Origin of the sequence: Spirosoma sp., from assembly GCF_048594605.1 — a bacterium.
Lineage (GTDB): Bacteria > Bacteroidota > Bacteroidia > Cytophagales > Spirosomataceae > Spirosoma.
The window spans coordinates 43,726-64,942 of sequence record NZ_JBMDWV010000219.1 but is presented as its reverse complement, the minus strand read 5'-3'; the positions used below and the strand labels follow the sequence as shown (position 1 = coordinate 64,942).

Sequence of the window (21,217 nt, the reverse complement as noted above, 5' to 3'; positions counted from 1 at the left end):
CCCGGTTTAACGTAGTGGAACCTTAGCTCTTCTGAGTCTTAATTAAAGCGTTTGTTTAATTAATTTGTGGCTATTCTCCCACTATACAACGTAACACTACAGGGTGGAAGATGAAGCGTCTGACCCGTGCTCACCTGGACTGGTAATAACTCCTTCTCCGATGCACCGGACTCCCGCCAGTTTGCTTCTTTCGAATCGAGTAGTTTATTCCAGACATCGACCCAAACCGGCAGTGCGTACGTAACAGTTTCGTCGGAAAGGTTGAACAGACACAGTAATTGTTGCTGACCGTCTACAGTCTGGCGGTGCATCACAAACCCGGCCTGCCCCAGCACCGTAACCCGCAGATCGTTCTTACTGACATTTTGTAAGGCAGGTAGCGAACGTCGTATCTCAATCAGGGTCTGATACCAACGTAGCATCGTCTGGTGTTTTCCCCGGCTCCGGGTGCTCCATTGAAGTTTCGACTGCCTGAACGTCGCTTCCTCAATAGGATCGGGCAGCTCGGATCCACCCGCAAACTCGGCAAAGTCGTTCTTATGGCCCTCCTGCACCAGCTTGATCAGCTTTGGGTCGGAATGACTGATGAAATAAAAAAATGGCGCTTCATCGGCATATTCTTCTCCCATAAAGAGTAGCGGAACGTAAGGCGACAACAGAATGGCGGCAGCGGCAACTTTTTGCCGGTCGAAATCCACCAGCAGCGACAGTCGCTCCCGGCCCGACTGATTCCCAATCTGATCGTGGTTGAGGTTAAAAACAACGAACCGATCACCGGAAATACCTGCCGATGATGCGCCATATTTTCGCTGGCGAAACGCTACGTATTCGCCACTGGAAACAAACCCATCAGTGTATGCTTTGGCAAGTTGTTCCATTCGGCAAAAATCGGTGTATTTTTCTTTCCCGGCTTTATTGATCTGTACATGAAAGGCATGGTGAAAATCGTCGAGCCACTGGGCGTCAAAACCATAGCCACCCAACTCTGGTATTTTCACTACGTCGGGACTGTTCAGATCCGTCTCGGCAACCAGATACAGCGAACGCCCTAGTCGCTGCTCCAGATGCTTCACGTTCTGATGAATCAACTTCCAGATCGAAATGGCACTCCGATCAAATATTTCATGGATGGCATCGAACCGGAGGCCGTCGACATGGTACTGTTCAAACCAGAATACTACGTTCTCTGCAAAAAAATCACGTACACCGTCCGACCATTCGCGGTCAAAATTCAGCGCATTGCCCCAGGGAGTCTGGTACTTATCAGTAAAGTAGGGACCATACTGACTAAAGTAGTTGCCTTCAGGACCGAGGTGGTTATACACTACGTCCAGAAAAACCGCTATACCGCGACGGTGACAGGCATCAACCAATTTTTTCAGGCCGTTGGGACCACCATACGAATACTGTACCGAATACGGATAAACGCCATCGTATCCCCAATTTCGCTCACCGGGAAACTGACTGATCGGCAGCAGTTGCAGGGCGTTAATACCAAGTTTTACCAGCGCATCCAGGCGCGGAATAATGGCCTCAAACGTACCAGTCGGTGTAAACGTGCCAACATGAAGCTGGTAGAAAATTAAATCCCGAAAGGATAAGCCCCGCCAGTTCTGGTCGCGCCAGCGATATGCCGACTGGTCAACAACTTCCGAAGGACCATGTACGCCTTCGGGCTGAAAATGCGATGCGGGGTCCGGATATTCATTTCCATCGTCCAGTTTGAATATGTAGCGTGTGCCCGGCGCTACATTGTCCAGCTCAACCTGAAAATAGCCCCATTCAATCGGCGTCATCCCCACTTCTCGCTTATCTGGCGATACGATACGTAGCGTTACGTTCTTTTTTTCGGGAGCCCAAATGGTAAATACACAGCGATTTTTTTCGATATAGTTTGCACCAATCGTCTTCATTTGGTTTCGTTAGCTAATCAATTCAATCGCACCAGTATGCCGTCATCTCCACCCAGGCTAATGGTATCGTTTACCTCGGTACCTTCCCATTCCGGCGACGTAGCAATTTCGACCACGCCCAGCAGCGAACGGTCTTTTGCTTTAAAATAGCCGGGTCGATGGCTTAAGTTTAACAGAATGAGGAAACGGGGATGACCTTCCAACTGCCGGATGTACGCAAGGATCTGTGTATCTGCGTAAACCGGCACGTAATTGCCAACCATCAAGGCGGGTTCCTGCTGCCGTAGAGCGATCAGGCGTTTGTAAAACGAAAGCATCGAATACGTATCATCCTGCTGGCGCGCTACGTTCTCGCGGGAAAAATCGCGGGCTAGCCGGAGCCAGGGCTTTCCTTCGGTAAATCCGGCATGTTTATCCTTGCTCCACTGCATGGGCGTGCGGGCAGGATCACGGCTGAGGTTTTTATCCGGCATGTTCAGGCCTTGCGGGTCCTGCACTTCGTCGAACGGAATCGGTACATCGCGCATACCAATTTCTTCTCCATAATAAATGGTTGGTGTACCACGTAGCGTCAGCAGTAGCAGCGCGGCCACACGAGCCTGCTCCTTCCCTACCCGACTACCGATTCGAGGCTGATCGTGGTTGCCAAGCACCCAGTTTGGCCAGCCACCTGCGGGCAATACGCCTTCGTACTGGTCAATAGCTGTGGCAATCTGGCGAGCGTCCCACGGCAATAGCAATAGCTGAAAATTGAACGGCAGATGAGCGCCTTTCCCGTCGATACCGTAGTATGCAACCAGTTGATGAATAGGCAGATAAATTTCTCCAATGAGTAGCCGTTCGTCGTAGCCATCCAGTACGTGCCGCATCTGCAGAACAATATCATGGACCTCTGGCTGATCGGTTGAATACACAGGCAGTAGCTGATCGTACGTAGCCATATGCGGCTGATAGTTCGGATTGGACGGATTGTCGCGCAGGGATTTATCCTTGATCATGTGCCACATGACGTCTACCCGAAATCCGTCAACGCCCTTATCCAGCCAAAACCGCATGACGTTCAGCATAGCCTCCTGAACCTCCGGGTTTCGCCAGTTCAGGTCGGGTTGTTCTTTCAGAAAAGCATGGTAATAATACTGGCCTGTCGTTTCGTCCCACTCCCAGGCAGGACCGCCAAACACACTAAGCCAGTTGTTGGGAACGTCACCGTCGGGAAGGCCATCCTCCCAGAGATACCAGTCCCGCTTTGGATTATCGCGCGAGGAGCGGGACTCAAGAAACCACGGATGCTGATCGGACGTATGGTTGGGAACCAGATCCAGAATCAGTTTCATTCCGCGATTATGAACTTCAGATACGAGTTGATCAAAATCAGCCAGGGAGCCAAACAGCGGGTGAATTCCCTGATAATCCGAAATATCGTACCCAAAATCAGCCATTGGCGATGGATAAATGGGCGAGAGCCAGACAGCCGTAATGCCAAGCTTCTGTAAATAATCAAGTCGGTTTATAACCCCCTGCAAATCGCCGATGCCATCGCCGTTGCTGTCCTGATACGATCGGGGGTAAATTTGATAAATGATTCCTTCCTGCCACCATACATGCTTCGTTTCGCGTTGAGTCATTGCTTTGTAGTAGATCTGCCTTAATCGATTATCCAATGTCTTTGACTCAACCGCCGTATGTACGTTATGTTATTGATCTTGCCAGCTTAACGAGTCAACATGCATTAAAAAGAAGAAGCGATGTATCGAACTACACGTAGTACGTTCTGATACATCGCTTCGGTTACACACTTAGGCTGTTACCACAAATGGGCTGGCAATAGCCAGTACTTTCTCTTTGGTCAATGGTTCATCAAACGACTCGCGAACGATTTTTTCCGCCATCATTTCAGGGTTGCTTTCCCGCTGTACAATCTTAGGCGTCACCAGCGAAATCAAATCGATAGCATCGTGCTGGTACAGCAGATTTTCACCTTCATAAACCGCTGCGGGAGCGCCACCTGTTTCCTGCTCCGACGTCCAGACACGTAGTCCACGAATCAGGCGAACATCGGCCGCATGACGCGCTTCGACCGAGTGAATTTTCAGGGCCGACAGCAGTACATCTTTATTTCCTTTCAGCCGGGGCGCCTGGCCTTTATAAGCCCGAACACCTAAGTCTTCGAATGCCTGAGAGAGAACCAGGAAGGTTGAATAATCAGAAAATACCGTTGGAAATTTGCCACCCGCTGTAAAGTCGAAACCGGGTTTTGAAATGGCCGCACTACCCAGCGCTGATTTCAGGAATTCGACGTGCTGCTTTTCGTGCTCGCCAATTTTCATAAACACCATCCGGTCACTTTCCGGAATCAGGCCACCTTTTTCAAGACCTTTGGCGTAAAACTCAGCTTCCAGGTATTCGAGCAGCAGCGCAAAGTTCAATACGTCCACTACGTCGCTGTCGGCCGCATACGCTTTGTTCAGCGTTGTAGTCAGCAACCCGGCCGTACCAACAGCCGCGAAAGCCGTTGTTTTCAGCAACTTCCGGCGCGTAAACTCTACTCGTTCGTACGCTTCAGCGTCTTTCTTTTCAATATCGGAAAATATGTTAAACAGGTTCATACGAAGGCAGAGTTAGTATTTTGGAAGATTGGCTACACTGATTTTTTGTTTGATGAATTTCTGAGCTTTCATCACTACCTCTTCGGGTGTCAGCGCCCAGTCACGTCCTTGCGGATCGATCAGTTCATGGCTGAGCGAGAAGTAGGATTTAGGCTGGAGCATGTAACGGGCCAACGTAGCATGACGCGCTTCGATCGACACCATCTTACCCGCTATTTTGAGCACTTCCAGATCTTCAATCAGTGGCCCCGTTCCGTTAAAGGCCGCAACGCCTACGTTTTCAAACTGCTGAGCCGCATCGAATACCGAATTGCGGTCGGCAAAGGCAACTCCGCTGAAATCGAACTCCAGCATTGGAATGGCATTGCTGCCTAAAAAGGCTTTAAAAAATTCGCGGTGAACGATTTCATGATCGTGCAGTTCAGCAACGATCTTCCGATCCTGCTGATTCAGACCATACCCTTTTTCAAGCGCTGTGGCATAGAAGGCAACTTCGAGCTGATCCAGCGTGTAAGCCAGATTTGAAATACCAATGTCGCCCGACCCCAGATCGATGGTTCCATCAGGCAAAATGGTTGCGCCCATCCGCGAACGTCCGCTTTTGGGGCCAACGACCATATCAGGCATTTCGCGTGTACAGGAAGCCAGAAGCGCGGCTGTTGAGGCCGATAACAAACCTAGCTGGCGCATAAACATCCGTCGCTCGACCGAGGGAATCGCCGGCACACTGGGAGCACTCTTTGTGGACTGTGATTCGTTGAGTTGTTCCATAATAAGGATTTTTTGACAATAGAAGTCTGTTTAGTAGACTAATCCTTAAAATGGAATCTATAAGGTGTTTGCTTGATTAATAATCAAATTGTAAGGTAGTGGTCCGGTTTTCTTTTGCCCGGCAAATTACCCAAACAGGAACGTAGCAGTAACTTATACATCCTGCGACAGACTGATTCAGCAGTACGTGGTTAATCCTTCGCTACGCACCCTTTGTATGATTCGTCCGCCGGGTCGGAATTTTGGCCAGCGTAAACCAGTAGAGACGAATCTGCTCCGCCAGATTAATTAAATCCTGATGATTGGCGGGTTTGGTAACAAACGTGTTGACTCCCAGTTCATAAGCCCGGTTAATATCTGCTTCGCTAGTCGAAGTAGTCAGAACGACAACAGGTATGTGTCGATATATAGGTGATTCTTTAAGATGCTTTATTACCTCGAACCCATTAATAACAGGCATATTCAGGTCTAATAAAATCAGGTCGGGCAGAAATTGTGGGCTTTCGATATTTTCCAGTACGTCACTTCCATCTGTGGCAAATTGAAGGTTGTACTGAATGGAATCTTTCTGAAAGGCAAGTTTAATGAGGTACTGATCATCTTCATCATCGTCAACGACGAGCACATTAAATGTCTTCTGCATTTGGTGTACGGTGGCAGCTGCTTTTGGCTGATGCTATTATTCTTTGATACGAAAATAAACTTTCTACGGATTGTTTGTATAGCTGAGGGTGTCAAAAATGATTTCAATATCGACTTGTTACCGACTTCTACTTATTTGTGACTCACGTTATCCAGTTAGTCAGGGACGGGTTAAAAATAACGTTATTTTTTCAACTTATTTTCGAATAGTATCGACAAATACTGACTTTGTGACTTGATTTAGGAACGTACGGATCAACCCATTTGGATGCACTTACCTTCCTGGTTTATCTTCACGACCAGAATACTCAGCAAGTCTGTTCGCTACGTTTTGATACGAGAAGCAAAGCCTTACTTCCTGACGTTTAGTCTCGACGTTTTTAACCAATAGCTGTTCATGATTCTTATTGTTGATGACAGGCGGGAAAATATTCTTCCGTTAAAGAAGATTCTCGAACTGCATCGTTTTTCCGTTGACACGGCGGAATCGGGCGAGGAAGCGCTGAAAAAAGTTCTCAATACCTCCTACTCCGTCATTATTCTGGACGTACAGATGCCGGGAATGGATGGCTTTGAAGTAGCCAATGCCATTGCCGGTTTCAGCAAGGCCCGCGATACGTCCATTATTTTCCTGTCGGCGGTTAACACCGAAAAGAAGTTCATTACCAAAGGCTATACCTCCGGTGGCACCGACTACCTGACCAAGCCCGTTGATCCGGACATTCTGGTTCTGAAAGTTAAAATGCTGCAAAAGCTGTATGAGCAACAGCAGGAGCTACGAGCCACGCAGGACGCACTACGTAAGGAAATTGACACTCGGAAGCAGGCGCAGGAAGAATTGGCCCTGCGGGTACAGGGACTACAAACCGTACTGGCGTCGTTGCCCCAGATGGCATTCACCATAACGCCCGACGTCAAACTTGAATACGTTAATCAACACTGGTATCGATACGCTACCATTTCTTCCAATTTTCAGGAAACGGACACCGATGATGCAGCCTGTGTTGAATGGAAAACCGCTCTCAACCATGGGATTGAATACACGCGGGAAATGCGTCTGAAAGAACTACACACGGGCGCTTATCGGTATCATCTGCTACGTATACTCCCGATTGTGCAGCAGGACGTGTTGGTGCGCTGGGTCGGAACCTTCACCGATATCCATTCGCAAAAACAGGTGGCCGAACTTCTGGAGCAACAGGTTGAACTGCGGACAAACGAGCTCCTGACCAAAAACACAGAACTGGAACGTACCAATCATGAGCTACAGCAGTTTACCTGGGTTGTATCGCACGACCTGAAAGAACCGCTTCGAAAAATACAGCTACTCAACGATACGATAAAAGAGAAGTACCTCAGCAACAATCCCGAAGCGGTATCTTACCTCGAACGCTCGATTCGGTCGTCGGCCCGGATGTCGGCCATGATCAATGATTTGCTGATGTATTCGAGGCTATCAAGTTTAGAGCCTTTTCAGCCAACGGATCTGAACGCAATGCTCCGTGAACTATTGCTGGACTTCGATGATACGATCAGTCTGAAAGGTGCAGTTGTTCAGATCGACCAATTGCCGGTCATTGATACAATGCCCAGCCGAATCCGCCAGGTTTTTCAGAATCTGATCAGCAATGCCCTCAAGTTTGCCAAAGAAAACATCCCGCCAATCATTAGCATTCAGGCCGATCGTATCGACAAAAAAGACATCGACGGTACACCCGCTGCCGATGGCCCGTTCTGCCGGATTGTGATTCAGGACAACGGAATAGGATTTGATGAAAAATTTCTGGACCGCATTTTCATTCTTTTCCAGCGACTTCACAACCGAAGCAGTTACGAGGGCACAGGCATTGGGCTGGCCATTGCCCGGAAAAACATTGATAAGCATAATGGCCTCATCACAGCCCAAAGTCGTATCGATGAAGGGGCTCGTTTTATTATCGTTTTACCTGTAAAACAAGCCAGTTAGTCAGGTACTAACTCACTACGTATGCCCCATACTTTAACGTCGAATTCCGTTATCCGGCAGTTGCAGATTGTCTTCTCCATTTCGACAGTTTTACTACTTGTCAGCCTGACTGCTTCATTTTACAGCATTCAGAAGCTGATCAGCAATTCGCAGCTGGTCAATCACACCAATCAGGTATTGATCGAGTCGGAGAATATTATGTCTTACGTGAAGGATGCCGAAACGGGTCAGCGTGGGTATCTCGTTACGTTAGACCCGCTCTTTTTGCAACCTTTCAATGGCAGTTATGAGAAAGTAAGGGCCAGTTATTATCGGCTTCGTGAGCTAATCGCTGATAACCCAACGCAGGAGAAAAAGCTTGATGAGGCCAAAACTTTGTATGAAGCCAAGTTTGCCCAGATGGACCGGATCATCACCATCACCAAACGGAACCGAGCCTTTGTCCGGGACACCATTGAGCGGCATCGGGAAATGATACGGGGCAAAAAGATTATGGATGAACTTCGGCTGGTGATCAACAACCTGAAAACGGAGGAAAACAAACTGCTTCAAACCCGGATTGAGCAGCAGCAAATCTATATTACGTATACACCCTTTCTGCTGGTTATTGCCGCGTTCATCTCAATGCTGATTACCGCGTTCACTTACATTCGTATCAAACAGGATATGGATGATCGGATCGCCCGACAGCGAAAATCGGAAGAACGATACGTTGAAACCAACAGGCGAATTGCCGCCCTGGAAGATATTACCCAGGAAATTGCCGATGGTGACTATGCCAAACGTAGTGAGGATACGGGCGATGATGATCTGGGACGTATCGCAAGGGCTCTGAACCAGATGGTAGCCTCACTTGAGCAGACCTTTAAAGACTTGAACAATCAAAACTGGCTGCAAACAGGTACGGTTAAAGTCAGCGATACAATACGTGATGAACGGGATTTAACACGACTGGCCAACCGTCTGATTGATACCGTTGCCGACTACGTAACAGCTCCTTTGGGAACCATTTATCTGGCGGATAAGGAGTTGGGCTACAAACTATCCGGCGCGTATGCCGCTCAGCAGGCACCTATTTCAGTGGGTACAGGCGAAGGATTGGTTGGTCAGGCAATTGAAAGGAAGAAAATCATCGTTGTCGATCAGTTGCCATCCGACTACAGCCGGATAAGTTCTTCGTTAGGTGACACACGCCCAACCTCGGTGATGATTGCTCCCCTTCTCTACAGAGACGTCTGCCTGGGCGCCATTGAGTTAGGTTTTTTGCAGAAACCAGACGCTCTCACCATCGATTTTGTTAAGCGCAACCTTGAGCCAATGGCCATTTCCATCAATTCAGCAATGGATTACATCCGGTTGCAGAACCTTCTGGAAGAAACCCAGGCACAGTCGGAAGAGTTACAGGCGCAGCATAATGAACTGGAAAACCTGAATGCCGAGCTGGAAATGCAGGCGCAGAAACTACAGGCATCGGAGGAGGAACTCAGGGTTCAGCAGGAAGAGCTTCAGCAAACGAATACTGAGCTCGAAGAACGCGGCCTATTGCTGGAGGAGAAAAATGATGAAATTCAAAAAAAGGCCGACGAGCTGGAACTGGCAACCCGTTATAAATCAGAGTTTCTGGCCAATATGTCGCATGAGCTGCGGACACCACTCAATTCCATTTTATTGTTGAGTCGACTGCTCGCTGAAAACACAGACGAAAACCTGAACGACGATCAGGTCGAATACGCGAAAGTCATTCAATCGTCGGGTAATGGACTGCTGGGGCTGATTGACGAAATTTTGGATCTGTCTAAAATTGAGGCCGGACAGATGAAGCTGGATTATCAGGATGTCCACCTCAGCGACGTAACGGATGAACTTCAGGCCCTCTTTGGTTTACTGGCCCAGGAAAAAGGACTGGCTTTTTCCATCATAACCGAGTCGGACGTAGCGTCTGTTTTTGAAACTGATAAAATGCGGCTGGGACAAATTCTGAAAAATTTACTCTCCAATGCCATCAAATTCACCGCTACCGGTAGTGTTACGTTAACCATCAAAAAACACCCTACTCAGGCGGACAGACTCAATTTTGTTGTCAAGGATACGGGAATCGGGATTCCGCCCGAAAAACAACCACTGGTATTTGAGGCTTTCCAACAGGCCGACGGATCAACCAAACGTAAATACGGCGGAACAGGTCTGGGTCTGTCCATCAGCCGTGAGCTGGCTAAACTACTGGGCGGCACGATTACCTTAACCAGTACAGTCAACGAGGGCAGTGAATTTACAGTAGACATCCCTGTTTCCGGCTCAGCTTCGATTGTTCCCGAAGAAAAAGTGGTTGTTCCGGTTAGCCAGCCTCAGTTACCGGTTGTAGCGGCTGCCGTCCCCGATAAATACATCAGCAGCACGATTCCGGAAGCCATTCCCGATGATCGTAACTCCCTCACCGAAGAGGATAAAATTATTCTGATCGTGGAAGATGATACGAATTTCGCTAAATCGCTGCTGGACTACGCTCGCCAGAAGGGGTACAAAGGCATTGTGGCAGTTCGGGGCGACGAGGGACTGCGGCTGGCAGCTGTTTATAAGCCCACGGGTATCCTGCTGGATATTCAACTGCCCGTTATGAGTGGATGGGAAGTCATGGATGCACTGAAAGCGAACCCGCAGACGCGCCCGATTCCAGTGCACATTATGTCGTCGCATAAGCTCCGGTACGAAAGTCTGATGAAAGGTGCGATTGATTTTGTGGATAAGCCGATGGCCTTTGAGCAAATGCAGGAGGTTTTCAAAAAAATTGAGTACGTCCTGAATCGGGATGATAAGAAAGTACTGATTATTGAAGATAATCCGAAACATGCCAAAGCCCTGGCTTACTTCCTGGAAACCTTTAACATTACGTCGGAACTTAAAAGCAACGTAACAGAAGGCATCGATGCCTTAAAACGTAAAGAAGTCGACTGTGTGATTCTGGACATGGGCGTTCCGGATAGTAACGCGTACAAAACCCTGGAAGAAGTCAAGGAAAATGAGGGACTAGAGAATCTGCCAATTATCATTTTCACCGGCAAAAGCCTGTCGATGGCGGAGGAGCTACGTATCAAAAAGTACGCCGATTCGATTATCGTCAAAACGGCTCACTCCTATCAGCGGATGCTCGACGAAGTATCGCTGTTTCTGCATCTGGTTGAGGAGAATAAACAGGCCAATGGCACCAATGGAACATCCAAAAAACTGGGCGCGCTAACGCAGGTCCTTGAGCATAAAACCGTGCTGGTCGCTGACGATGACGTACGGAACATTTTCTCTCTGTCGAAAGCGCTGGAGCAATATAACATGACCGTAATAGCCGCTCTTGACGGGAAAGAGGCTCTGCAAAAGCTGACCGAAACCCCGAATGTAGATGTTGTTCTGCTGGACATGATGATGCCGCACATGGATGGCTACGAGACGGCCCGTAAGATTCGGGAGCATTATCAGTGGAAAAACCTACCGGTAATTGCCGTTACGGCCAAAGCAATGACCGGCGACCGGGAAAAATGCATTCAGGCGGGCGCATCGGATTACATCACCAAACCGGTTGATATTGACCAGCTTATTTCCTTACTACGTGTCTGGCTGTACGATCGATCATAAACCCTGTTAAACACCATGCTCAAAAAACGAGTCCTGATTATTGACGACGACACCAGGAATATTTTTGCGCTGAAGGCAACCTTACAAAGTAAGGGATTTGAGTGCCGATCCTGCCTGAGCGCTCTGGAAGCCCTGACTATTCTTAAAACAGAGGAAGTGATCGACGTCATTCTGATCGACATGATGATGCCCGACATGGACGGTTATGAAGCCATTCCACGTATCAAAAATTTAGATAACCGACGCGAGACGCCCATTTTTTCCGTTACAGCCCAAGCAATGGTTGGCGATCGGGAGAAATGCCTGCGAGCCGGAGCAACGGATTACATTGCCAAGCCTATTGACGTCGATCGGCTATTGCACTTATTATCAACAATTTAAGTCGTCAATCAGTCAATTGTACTATGACTCTCAACTGACGACGACGACCCTATTATGATTGAGGAGAGTGAGCTTGATCTTTTGCTGAATGATCTGCTGGAGATTTACGGATACGATTTTACGCATTACGCCCGGGCGTCGCTGAAGCGACGTATCAATCGGCTGTGGTCGCTGGACAAATTCCCGAGTTTTGCCGAACTACGTTACCGGGTTAAATCAGATCCGAGCTACATAAAGCGATTTGTGGAGGAATTGACCGTAAACGTTACTGAGATGTTTCGCGATCCTCAGTTTTACAAAACGCTTCGAACGGATGTACTCACTACGTTATCGGCGAAGCCATTTATTCGTATCTGGCACGCGGGTTGCTCAACGGGCGAAGAAGTGTTTTCGATGGCGATTCTGCTCAAAGAAACCAATCTGCTGCATAAATCGATTTTGTACGCCACCGATTTGAATCCTGAAGTACTGGAAGCGGCCCGCAAAGGTATTTTTGCGATGGCTCCAATGAAGCAATATTCTGAAAACTATATCCTTTCGGGCGGGACAAACGATTTCTCAACGTACTACACAGCACAGTATGGCTTCGTAAAATTTAATGAAGACCTGGCGGAGAAAATGGTTTTCTCAACCCATAACCTGGTATCGGATCGTTCCTTCAATGAGTTCGATTTGATCCTTTGCCGCAACGTACTGATTTACTTCGATAAACCGCTTCAGGAACGCGTACTGACCCTGTTCAACGACAGTTTAGGAACGCTTAGCTACCTGGCTTTAGGATCGAAGGAAACGCTGAAATTCTCCAGCATCCAATCCCAATTCAAACAACTTGACGGCGAAAAAATATGGCGAAAAGTGGGGTGATCAAGCACGATAAAGTGGTTCTAATTGGTGGTTCTACGGGAAGTATTGACGTCCTGATGAAGCTGTTACCGGCCTTGCAGGCGCCTTTACCGTTTGCCCTGGTTCTTGTTTTACATCGTAAAAACACCTCCGATTCGGCACTGGCGGATCTGCTTTCGATTAAAACAAAGATTCCGCTCAAGGAAATAGACGACAAAGACCCGGTTGAATCAGGAAATATTTACCTGGCTCCTGCCGACTACCACGTACTGATCGAACAGGATGGTACTTTTTCGCTTGACGACTCAGAAAAGGTCAACTATAGCCGCCCATCGATCGACGTAACGTTTGAGTCGGCTGCGGATGTATACGGACCTGCTTTAACGGGTATATTACTGTCGGGTGCCAATACTGACGGAACGAACGGCCTGCGCGCTATCAAAAAAATGAGCGGCACTACGGTTGTTCAGCATCCCGACACGGCTCAGGTATCCTTTATGCCGCAACAGGCTATTCTTTATGCATCGATCGATTATGTATTTAATGTACAGGAAATGAGTGATTACATCAATTCACTACGTTAATCTTAGGCTTCACTTTGACCAATCGACATAGAAACAAAATCTTCTGTTTGCTGGCAGGAAGCTTTGTTTAATCTGAGTCGAGGCATTTGCTGTTAGTTTGAAGCAATCACTTCAATCTCAATTAATACATCGTCGCGTACGATCTTAGCAATACTTTTCATATCAATGAGTTGAGGTGGTGTCGAAAAATACGCTGCACTAACCTTATTGAGACGTTGTACTGTATCGGCACTGACGTTTGTATATGTACCTCTTACCAAATACTTAATCTGAACCACGTCTTTAAGCGTCATATTGACCGTGGCCAGCGACGTTTTGATGTTATCAAACACTTGCTTTGTCTGACCATCCAAATCGCCGACTGCCACAAGCTCCCCTTTCGAATTGAAAGGCCGTTCTCCACATACGTAAGTTGCTTTTCCCGGAATACCGGGCTCCACTTTATAGAGGTAGCCCGATGGTAATATTGGGGTTGGAGTATCCTTATCCTGCGCCTTACCACAAGAAGTCAGCAGCACCCAGCTTAACCATATAAGTAACGTTTTCATAGCTTATTTTTCACTAAAAATTGCTGAACCTTACTAAATTCCTCTCAGATCGATAATAGCCTCATCGTCTTCGCCATTCGTATAGCCGTTATCAGGTGTTGAATCGGAATCAGGTTGAGCCGCTTCATAGATTTGCGCTTTATTGGTCAACACCCCTTTACTGAGGACACGTGCCGTAAATACCAAATTAACTGATTGCCCGGCCGGAATTTGCGCAATTCTGGCATTAACCAGATTTCCATTCGCATCCATGGCTAGTGATTCCACAAACTGCAGGCCTTCCGGTAATAAATTAAAAATACCAATGTTTGTTGCAGCTAACGCGCCCCTGTTTGTGATTGTAAGTGTAATTTTAGTTGTGTTTCCAACCAGTACCACCCGATTAAGGGTGCTCATACTCAAACTAAGGTCAATTTTGTTAGCCTCAGGAGCAGGCTGGTTCGACTGAACTGGTGGTAAGGGTTGCTGAAGGGGGTTAGGGGAACGGTATAAAGCATCAGAAGCCCCCATTGTTCGTAAGTCCGATTGAGCTTCGTCGGCCTCGCCATTTCCCGTACCATTACCAGGAATGGCCTTCGGCTGAGGATTCGTTATTGTTATCAATTCCGCGGCACTTATGTATGTGCCTTCAGCGTTTATGCGAGCAACGTATTCAGCACTGATCGATTGATTAGCGGGAATTCTATCGATTATGTTATAAATACGTTTATTTCCAGAGCTATCCCCATTTAGTACGCGTAGTCCTTCATCTACAGATACCACTGCTACGTTCGGAGGTAACCGGTTTTCATAGGTTATTTGCCCTGCATCGCACCCTCCATTATTTTTTACCGTAATCTTATAAGTTACCGTGTCATTCAATGCAACAACTTTACGACTTGGCTGAATCGATAAACTCAAATCTGAATCGGCCAGACCGATGCTCAGACTAGCCGGGGGAGATAAACAGCCATAAACGGCATTTTTAGCCTGCACTGTATAAACTCCTGGGGTTGTTGCAACAATAGATGGTGCAGTGCTGCCCGTATTCCAGTTATTTGACCCAGAATACGAGGATGTAAGTGTCAGGCCCGTACTCTGGCATATAGCCGTGGTTCCGTTAGCCGTACTGATCGTTGGTGCTGCTGGTCTAACAGAAGCAGGAACGACAACCGCTGGTGTAAATAAAATCTTGTTTTGCGCATCTTTTATCCGGGCCAAATACGTTCCTGCGCCTACCGTTATTGTATTGTTGGTCGAATAAGTCGTATCGGTCCCTCTCAGATATTGATAGCCGGCCGGCTGACTAATGTTTAGCTGATTATCAGTGGCACAGCTAATCGTTGCCAAAGGTTGTGGCTGAGCCAAATAAGGGTTGATCGTTGCCAGATACGTATCTGTAATGGCGTTGGCCCATAACTCTCCTGCTTTCCGCTGACCTGTTTGAGAGAAATGGATGCCGTCCGGCCGATCCGTATTGGTATCCAGATCGGGCCCCAGAAAGGTCTGAGGAGTGGAGTTCACTACGCTTAACTGAGCCGACCGTACGTTTTCAAAGCGGCCACCCACATACGACGACAAAGCAATAATATGCGCCAGAGCAGGCTTATTAAATTCAGTTCTTGTTTTTTCAATAACCTTCCGGTAGTATTTATACGTTGAGTCAGCAGGATTGTCCCGATCGTTTTCTCCGTGTTGAACAAGTATGGCCCGCAAGCCTGTTGTCGGAACGTAAAGGTTCATTAGATTACGGACGTTAGCATAAGGCATACGGATAGTATATCGGATGAAAGAATGCGAAAAAGGAATATCATAGGCAGCCCAGTAGGTTTGCTGCATATTCGACCCTCCAAAACCGGCATTATATAGTAATACCGGCACATTAATTCGTCCAACTAGCTTATCACCCATTCTGCTCCACAACCACGGCATTTTAGCAAAAGGAGCTATTCCGCTCGTGGTCGTTAGCTGGCTAAACATCAGACCAGGTAAAAATTTAGTATCACCTGTACTTGTATATCGCCGAAATAAAGCGCTATTCTGATCGACGGCCACCACATTTACCCGATCGTCTGTGGCTCCTTCAATGGTGGTGCATTGATCCGTTCCGCCAATCGTACACCCAGACCCCTGCGCGTTTGAATGGCCCATTATGGCAAACACTTCTCCTACGCCAAACCGGTCAAGTTCATCAGAGGCAACAATGGCACCACCACTACGTCCTCGCACTTGAATAGTGTACCATCCACCTTTCACAATCATTGTGCCATTAAACTGACCGTTAGAAGGATTGGACTGTAACGTAGTCCAGTCGGTAGTAACGCCCTGTCCGGCTGCACGAGCCACCACCCGCACTTCAATCGCATCCAGCGGCTGTCCATAGCTACCAGCGATCTGCACAGTTGCCTGATTGTTATTATCTCGTTGTACAATCTGGCGACTTACAGGAGCCGTAATTTTAAGTTGTGCTAGTAAATCATGCGAATAAAGTAACCCAGACGCTAACACAAATACGCTAATTATTCTGGTAGAATCCTGGGTATAATAATGGATCAACCAATTGGATAACAGGTGTATTCGTTGAAGGAAACGTCTACTCATATTATCAATCTAATTAGTAAATTCACTCCAACGCCATCTATACATATGCATAAATATGAAAACCATAACTAACATAAATATTTATTTTACTACGCTATTATTAATAAATTTTACGGTTGAGTATCTTATGTAATCACTATAATAATTATCATATAAAAATACATTAATATTAATATAAAAACTAGAACAATTATATATCTTGTGATATCTGGCTGTCAGGCGGTAAGCGGCCGTGCGAAAGCCTTGATTCAAAGACTTACGTATAACCTGTTCGTTAAGACATAGTCATTTCCTGACTACTTTACGGCTACTAACCGGGGATTAATTTGCTGCACTACTTCGTCGAAATCAGCGGAACGATTAGCGTAGTCCAGTTGATTAACATCCACAATCACCAGTGGTCCTAACTGGTAATCAGTTATAAAATCCTCGTAGAGTTGATTGAGGCTGTTCAGGTAATCGTCGCTAATGGAACGTTCAAACGACCGGCCGCGCTTCTGGATTTGCTTCCGGAGCTTGGGCAAATCGGCCCGCAGATAGATCATCAGGTCAGGCGGCCGAACCAGACTCATCATATTCTCAAACACCTGACGATACGTTAGATAGTCACGCTCAGCCATATCGCCACGCTGATACAGATTACGGGCAAATATGGCGGCATCTTCATAAATCGTCCGATCCTGCACCATCGTACGTACCGGAATTCCTTTTTCCAGATTCAGTTGCTGGCTATCAATGATCCGCTTCATCTGAATGAAGCGGCTATTCAGAAAATAAATTTGCAGGTTGAACGACCAGCGCGGCATGTCTTCGTAGAAATCAGCCAGATAGGGATTATCTTCAACGGCTTCATAGAGAACCTCCCAACCATAGTAATCGGCCAGCTTTTCGGCTAATGTCGTTTTACCAGCGCCAATATTTCCCGTAATAGCAATGTGCATTTCTTGATCGGTAGTCGTTAATGAATTGTAGTCGCTACGTTTGACTAACGACTATCGACTAATGACTGTTTTGGATTAATTTTGTATTATGAAACCGTATCGCGTTCTTTTATACTACATTTATTCACCCATCGAGAACCCTGAGCAGTACCGTGAGGAACACCATCTGCTGTGCCTCCGTCTGAATCTGCTCGGACGTATCATCGTCGCCCCTGAAGGCCTGAACGGTACCGTTTCGGGTTTGGCTGCCGACTGCGAAGCGTATATGAATGCTCTTTACGCTGACCCACGCTTTGCTGGTATTGAATTTAAAATCGACGAAGCCGATGAGCACGCGTTTCAGAAACTACACGTACGGGTAAAAGCCGAAATTGTTCACTCCGAACTCCCCGTCGATCCACTCCGACAAACGGGCATTCACCTTGAGCCGGAAGAATTTCGTCAGCTCAAGAATGATCCCGACGTAGTGCTCGTGGATATGCGTTCCAATTACGAACACGAAGTGGGCAAGTTTAAAGGCGCCATTACGTTCGATATGGAAAACCTGCGCGAGCTACCCGATCATATTGCTGAAATTGAGCATCTGAAAGGTTCTGGCAAGAAAATCGTTACGTATTGTACAGGTGGGATCAAGTGCGAAAAAGCATCAGCTTATCTGCTGGCGCGGGGCTTTGAGAACGTTTATCAGCTTCACGGCGGTATTATCAAATATGGAATAGAAGCCGGTGGTGAAGATTTCGATGGCGAGTGCTACGTATTCGACAACCGCGTAACTGTACCTGTCAATCACGTCAATCCAGCCATTATTTCAACCTGCTACCGCTGCGGTACGCCCACCAGCCGAATGGTGAACTGTGCGAGTCCAGCCTGTAACAATCACTTCACTATGTGCGAAGCCTGCGGGCTTGAGCATCTGGGAACCTGCACCGACGATTGCAAGAATGACCCTAACCTTCGTGAGTATGACGGGACAGGTTATTACGGTAAGCAGACGTTTAGTTATTCACCTGTTCAAGGATTTAAAAGCCGGAAAGGGCAGCGTCTGGAAATTAATCTCACTGGCGAATAGCGAGCGTCATCCAGTTATTGATTTGATAGCACTACGTGTTAGTTGAAGCCGGTAGATGCAGTACGTGTTTATCTGGCGGGAGCCTGGCGTACTACCTTTTGTGCCAATATGCTCTCTTTGTAGAATTATATTTGCCGACCGGTCAAGGAAAGCTGTTTGTGGCTCTGGTAAAGCTTAACAAACGTTTTATTAACTATTGGCAGAAGACCAAACACCGCTTCGTAAACTGTCTTTTTGTCGCACTGCTCACCCAAATTTTCGGCAGCACCTTCAGTCCGATTTACGTACTATTGCAAAATAGTCAATAGTCGGCAGCCAACAGTACCAGGCTGCTGACTATCGACTCTGACTATCGACTATTTTTATGTCTGATCAAAAGCCTTTGATTTTAGTGACGAATGACGATGGCATTACAGCCCCGGGTATTCGCACCCTTGTTGAATTAATGACGCAGCTCGGTACGGTCGTAGTTGTTGCACCGAACAGCCCACAGTCGGGTATGGGTCATGCCATTACCATTGCGAATCCAATCCGTCTTTATCCGTCCGACATCTACGGTGAGATTCCTGCCTACGAATGCTCGGGAACGCCCGCCGACTGCGTTAAACTGGCTAAACACCACGTACTGAAAGATCGTGCTCCTGATTTGGTGGTCAGTGGAATAAACCACGGCAGCAATTCATCCATCAGTATTTTGTATTCGGGCACAATGTCGGCCGCCATTGAAGCGGCTATCGAGGGGATTCCAGCCATTGGGTTTTCGTTGAATGATTTTACCCGGCAAGCCGATTTCGCTCATACGCACGAACATATTCTGACAATTGCACGTAATGTAATAGAGCGCGGTATTAAACCGGGCACAGCGTTGAACGTCAATTTTCCGGCTCGTTCGGCCGAACCGCTGAAAGGAATTCGCATTTGTCGACAGGCCAACGCCAAATGGCAGGAAGTATTTGATGAACGACGTGACCCACATGGTCGGCGTTATTTCTGGCTGGCAGGCGATTTTGTGAATTTCGACACACACGCTGAAGATACCGACGAATACGCGCTGGCTAATAACTATACATCTGTAGTACCTTGTCAGTACGATTTAACGGCCTACAGCATGATGAACGAATTGACAAACTGGAAGCTTTAAACACAATGATGAATGTTCCTGGCAAATCATCACTTATTACTCAATCATGGCCCTCATAGGTAATTTACTTAAAAGTGGGATTCGCCTGACAAACGCTGTTCGACTCAGAAAATTCAATCCGCTACGTCAGCAACGTAAAGCCTTTCGTAAACTCGTTCAGAAAGCGCAGTTTACCAAGTTTGGCACTACGTATCATTTCGATGAGCTACTCCGCGCTATCACGTTTGGTTCCGACCACGAATTTTATGAGAAGTTCAAGCAGTATGTCCCCATCCACGACTATAATAAAATGTTTGACGGCTGGTGGAAACAGACGCTGGCTGGTGAAAAAAATGTAACCTGGCCCGGACGGGTAAAGTATTTTGCCCTTAGTTCGGGTACGTCGGAAGCGGCTACGAAATACATTCCTGTTACGAAAGCCATGTCGAAAGCTATCCAGCGTACCAGCATTCGGCAGATTCTGACCCTGGGGAAATATCAGAATTTACCGGCCACGCTCTATGAAAAAGGATTTCTGATGCTGGGAGGCAGTACAAACCTCAACGCCCGTGAAGGTCATTACGAAGGTGATTTGAGCGGTATTACGGCTAGTCAGATTCCCTTCTGGTTTCAGCGGTTTTATAAGCCCGGTCGGGAAATTGCTCAGGAGCGCGACTGGGCGGTGAAACTGGACGAGATTACGGAAAAAGCCGGCGAGTGGGATATTGGCTACGTAGTAGGCGTTCCGGCCTGGATTCAGTTGCTGATGGAGAAAATTATTGCTCGTTATAACGTCAAAACCATCCATGATATCTGGCCCAATCTGATGGTTTTTGGACACGGGGGCGTATCGTTTGAACCCTATCGGGCGGGTTTTGAGAAGCTCCTTGCCCACCCCATTACGTATATCGAGACCTATCTGGCTTCCGAAGGCTTTATTGCCTACCAGACCCACCCCGATGCTGAAGGCATGCAACTGGTCCTCAACAATGGGTTGTTTTTCGAATTTATTCCGTTCAACGAGCAGAATTTCTCACCCGATGGGGAGCTAACCGAAAAGCCTCAGACTTTGATGATTGACCAGGTAGAAGAAGGAAAAGAATACGCCTTGCTGCTGTCGACCTGCTCTGGTGCCTGGCGCTACCTTATTGGCGATACGATCCGGTTTGTGAATAAAAAACGCGCAGAAATCGTCATTACAGGACGTACCAAGCATTTTTTGAGTCTGTGCGGTGAACACCTCTCCGTCGATAACATGAACAAAGCGATTGAGCTGGTCTCCCAGGAGTTAGGAATTTCAATACGTGAGTTCACGGTAGCAGGCGTTTCGCATGGTACGTTGTTTGCCCATCATTGGTATGTTGGAACCGACGACAAAGTTGATGCAAATGACCTCCGCAACCGGATCGACGCTAAACTGAAAGAATTGAATGATGATTACGCCGTTGAACGTCGGCACGCACTAAAGGATGTCTCGGTAACTGTGCTTCCCAGCAAAACATTCTACGACTGGATGAAAGCAAAAGGTAAGCTGGGTGGTCAGCACAAATTTCCCCGTGTACTGAAAAAGAACCTGATTACTGAATGGGAAGGGTATCTAAAATTGAACTCCGCCAATACGTAGCATCC

16 protein-coding genes are annotated in these 21,217 nt (G+C 47.4%); 8 read left to right on the top strand and 8 right to left on the bottom strand.

Going from position 1 to position 21,217, the window contains the following annotated elements; all coding sequences use genetic code 11:
- Nucleotides 1–59: 59 nt before the first annotated feature.
- The 5 genes from treZ to ACOJS8_RS14085 form a co-directional block, all read right to left on the bottom strand.
- Nucleotides 60–1,913, bottom strand: coding sequence for a malto-oligosyltrehalose trehalohydrolase (treZ, locus tag ACOJS8_RS14105; protein WP_420149186.1), 1,854 nt, complete (start codon nucleotides 1,911–1,913; stop codon nucleotides 60–62).
- Between the two features lie 17 nt (nucleotides 1,914–1,930).
- Nucleotides 1,931–3,538 carry an alpha-amylase family glycosyl hydrolase gene (locus tag ACOJS8_RS14100; RefSeq protein WP_420149185.1) on the bottom strand — a complete coding sequence of 536 codons (1,608 nt, stop codon included), beginning with the start codon at nucleotides 3,536–3,538 and terminating at the stop codon, nucleotides 1,931–1,933.
- 171 nt (nucleotides 3,539–3,709) lie between these two features.
- Complete coding sequence (locus ACOJS8_RS14095) at nucleotides 3,710–4,519, bottom strand: ferritin-like domain-containing protein (RefSeq protein ID WP_420149184.1); 810 nt, start codon at nucleotides 4,517–4,519, stop codon at nucleotides 3,710–3,712.
- A gap of 12 nt (nucleotides 4,520–4,531) precedes the next feature.
- Nucleotides 4,532–5,290 carry a ferritin-like domain-containing protein gene (locus ACOJS8_RS14090; protein ID WP_420149183.1) on the bottom strand — a complete coding sequence of 253 codons (759 nt, stop codon included), beginning with the start codon at nucleotides 5,288–5,290 and terminating at the stop codon, nucleotides 4,532–4,534.
- Nucleotides 5,291–5,492: 202 nt separating this feature from the next.
- Nucleotides 5,493–5,933, bottom strand: a complete 441-nt coding sequence (locus ACOJS8_RS14085; protein ID WP_420149182.1) for a response regulator — start codon at nucleotides 5,931–5,933, stop codon at nucleotides 5,493–5,495.
- 396 nt (nucleotides 5,934–6,329) lie between these two features.
- Between ACOJS8_RS14085 and ACOJS8_RS14080 the strand changes: the two genes are divergently transcribed.
- The 5 genes from ACOJS8_RS14080 to ACOJS8_RS14060 are packed head-to-tail and all read left to right on the top strand — an operon-like array spanning nucleotide 6,330 to nucleotide 13,330.
- Nucleotides 6,330–7,898, top strand: a complete 1,569-nt coding sequence (locus ACOJS8_RS14080) for a response regulator (protein ID WP_420149181.1) — start codon at nucleotides 6,330–6,332, stop codon at nucleotides 7,896–7,898.
- 21 nt (nucleotides 7,899–7,919) lie between these two features.
- Nucleotides 7,920–11,522 (top strand): response regulator, encoded by a 3,603-nt coding sequence (locus tag ACOJS8_RS14075; RefSeq protein ID WP_420149180.1) that lies wholly within the window; start codon nucleotides 7,920–7,922, stop codon nucleotides 11,520–11,522.
- Between the two features lie 15 nt (nucleotides 11,523–11,537).
- Nucleotides 11,538–11,903, top strand: coding sequence for a response regulator (locus ACOJS8_RS14070; protein WP_420149179.1), 366 nt, complete (start codon nucleotides 11,538–11,540; stop codon nucleotides 11,901–11,903).
- A gap of 54 nt (nucleotides 11,904–11,957) precedes the next feature.
- Complete coding sequence (locus tag ACOJS8_RS14065) at nucleotides 11,958–12,767, top strand: CheR family methyltransferase (RefSeq protein ID WP_420149178.1); 810 nt, start codon at nucleotides 11,958–11,960, stop codon at nucleotides 12,765–12,767.
- Nucleotides 12,749–13,330, top strand: coding sequence for a chemotaxis protein CheB (locus ACOJS8_RS14060; RefSeq protein WP_420149177.1), 582 nt, complete (start codon nucleotides 12,749–12,751; stop codon nucleotides 13,328–13,330). The genes ACOJS8_RS14065 and ACOJS8_RS14060 overlap by 19 nt, the downstream gene beginning before the upstream one ends.
- Before the next feature lie 92 nt (nucleotides 13,331–13,422).
- On the opposite strand, the gene ACOJS8_RS14055 is transcribed toward ACOJS8_RS14060, so the two are convergent.
- From ACOJS8_RS14055 to ACOJS8_RS14045, 3 genes are all read right to left on the bottom strand, one after another.
- Nucleotides 13,423–13,878 carry a RidA family protein gene (locus ACOJS8_RS14055; RefSeq protein WP_420149176.1) on the bottom strand — a complete coding sequence of 152 codons (456 nt, stop codon included), beginning with the start codon at nucleotides 13,876–13,878 and terminating at the stop codon, nucleotides 13,423–13,425.
- A gap of 33 nt (nucleotides 13,879–13,911) precedes the next feature.
- Nucleotides 13,912–16,365, bottom strand: a complete 2,454-nt coding sequence (locus tag ACOJS8_RS14050) for a sialate O-acetylesterase (protein WP_420149175.1) — start codon at nucleotides 16,363–16,365, stop codon at nucleotides 13,912–13,914.
- 389 nt (nucleotides 16,366–16,754) lie between these two features.
- On the bottom strand, nucleotides 16,755–17,399 hold the full coding sequence (locus ACOJS8_RS14045) for a deoxynucleoside kinase (protein WP_420149174.1): 645 nt from the start codon (nucleotides 17,397–17,399) through the stop codon (nucleotides 16,755–16,757).
- An 88-nt stretch (nucleotides 17,400–17,487) separates the two neighbouring features.
- Between ACOJS8_RS14045 and ACOJS8_RS14040 the strand changes: the two genes are divergently transcribed.
- From ACOJS8_RS14040 to ACOJS8_RS14030, 3 genes are all read left to right on the top strand, one after another.
- Complete coding sequence (locus ACOJS8_RS14040) at nucleotides 17,488–18,468, top strand: rhodanese-related sulfurtransferase (protein ID WP_420149173.1); 981 nt, start codon at nucleotides 17,488–17,490, stop codon at nucleotides 18,466–18,468.
- Nucleotides 18,469–18,832: 364 nt separating this feature from the next.
- Entirely contained in the window at nucleotides 18,833–19,609 is a 777-nt protein-coding gene (gene surE, locus ACOJS8_RS14035; RefSeq protein WP_420149172.1) for a 5'/3'-nucleotidase SurE, read from the top strand.
- Nucleotides 19,610–19,655: 46 nt separating this feature from the next.
- Nucleotides 19,656–21,212, top strand: coding sequence for a GH3 family domain-containing protein (locus tag ACOJS8_RS14030; RefSeq protein WP_420149171.1), 1,557 nt, complete (start codon nucleotides 19,656–19,658; stop codon nucleotides 21,210–21,212).
- The last annotated feature ends 5 nt before the right edge of the window (nucleotides 21,213–21,217 follow it).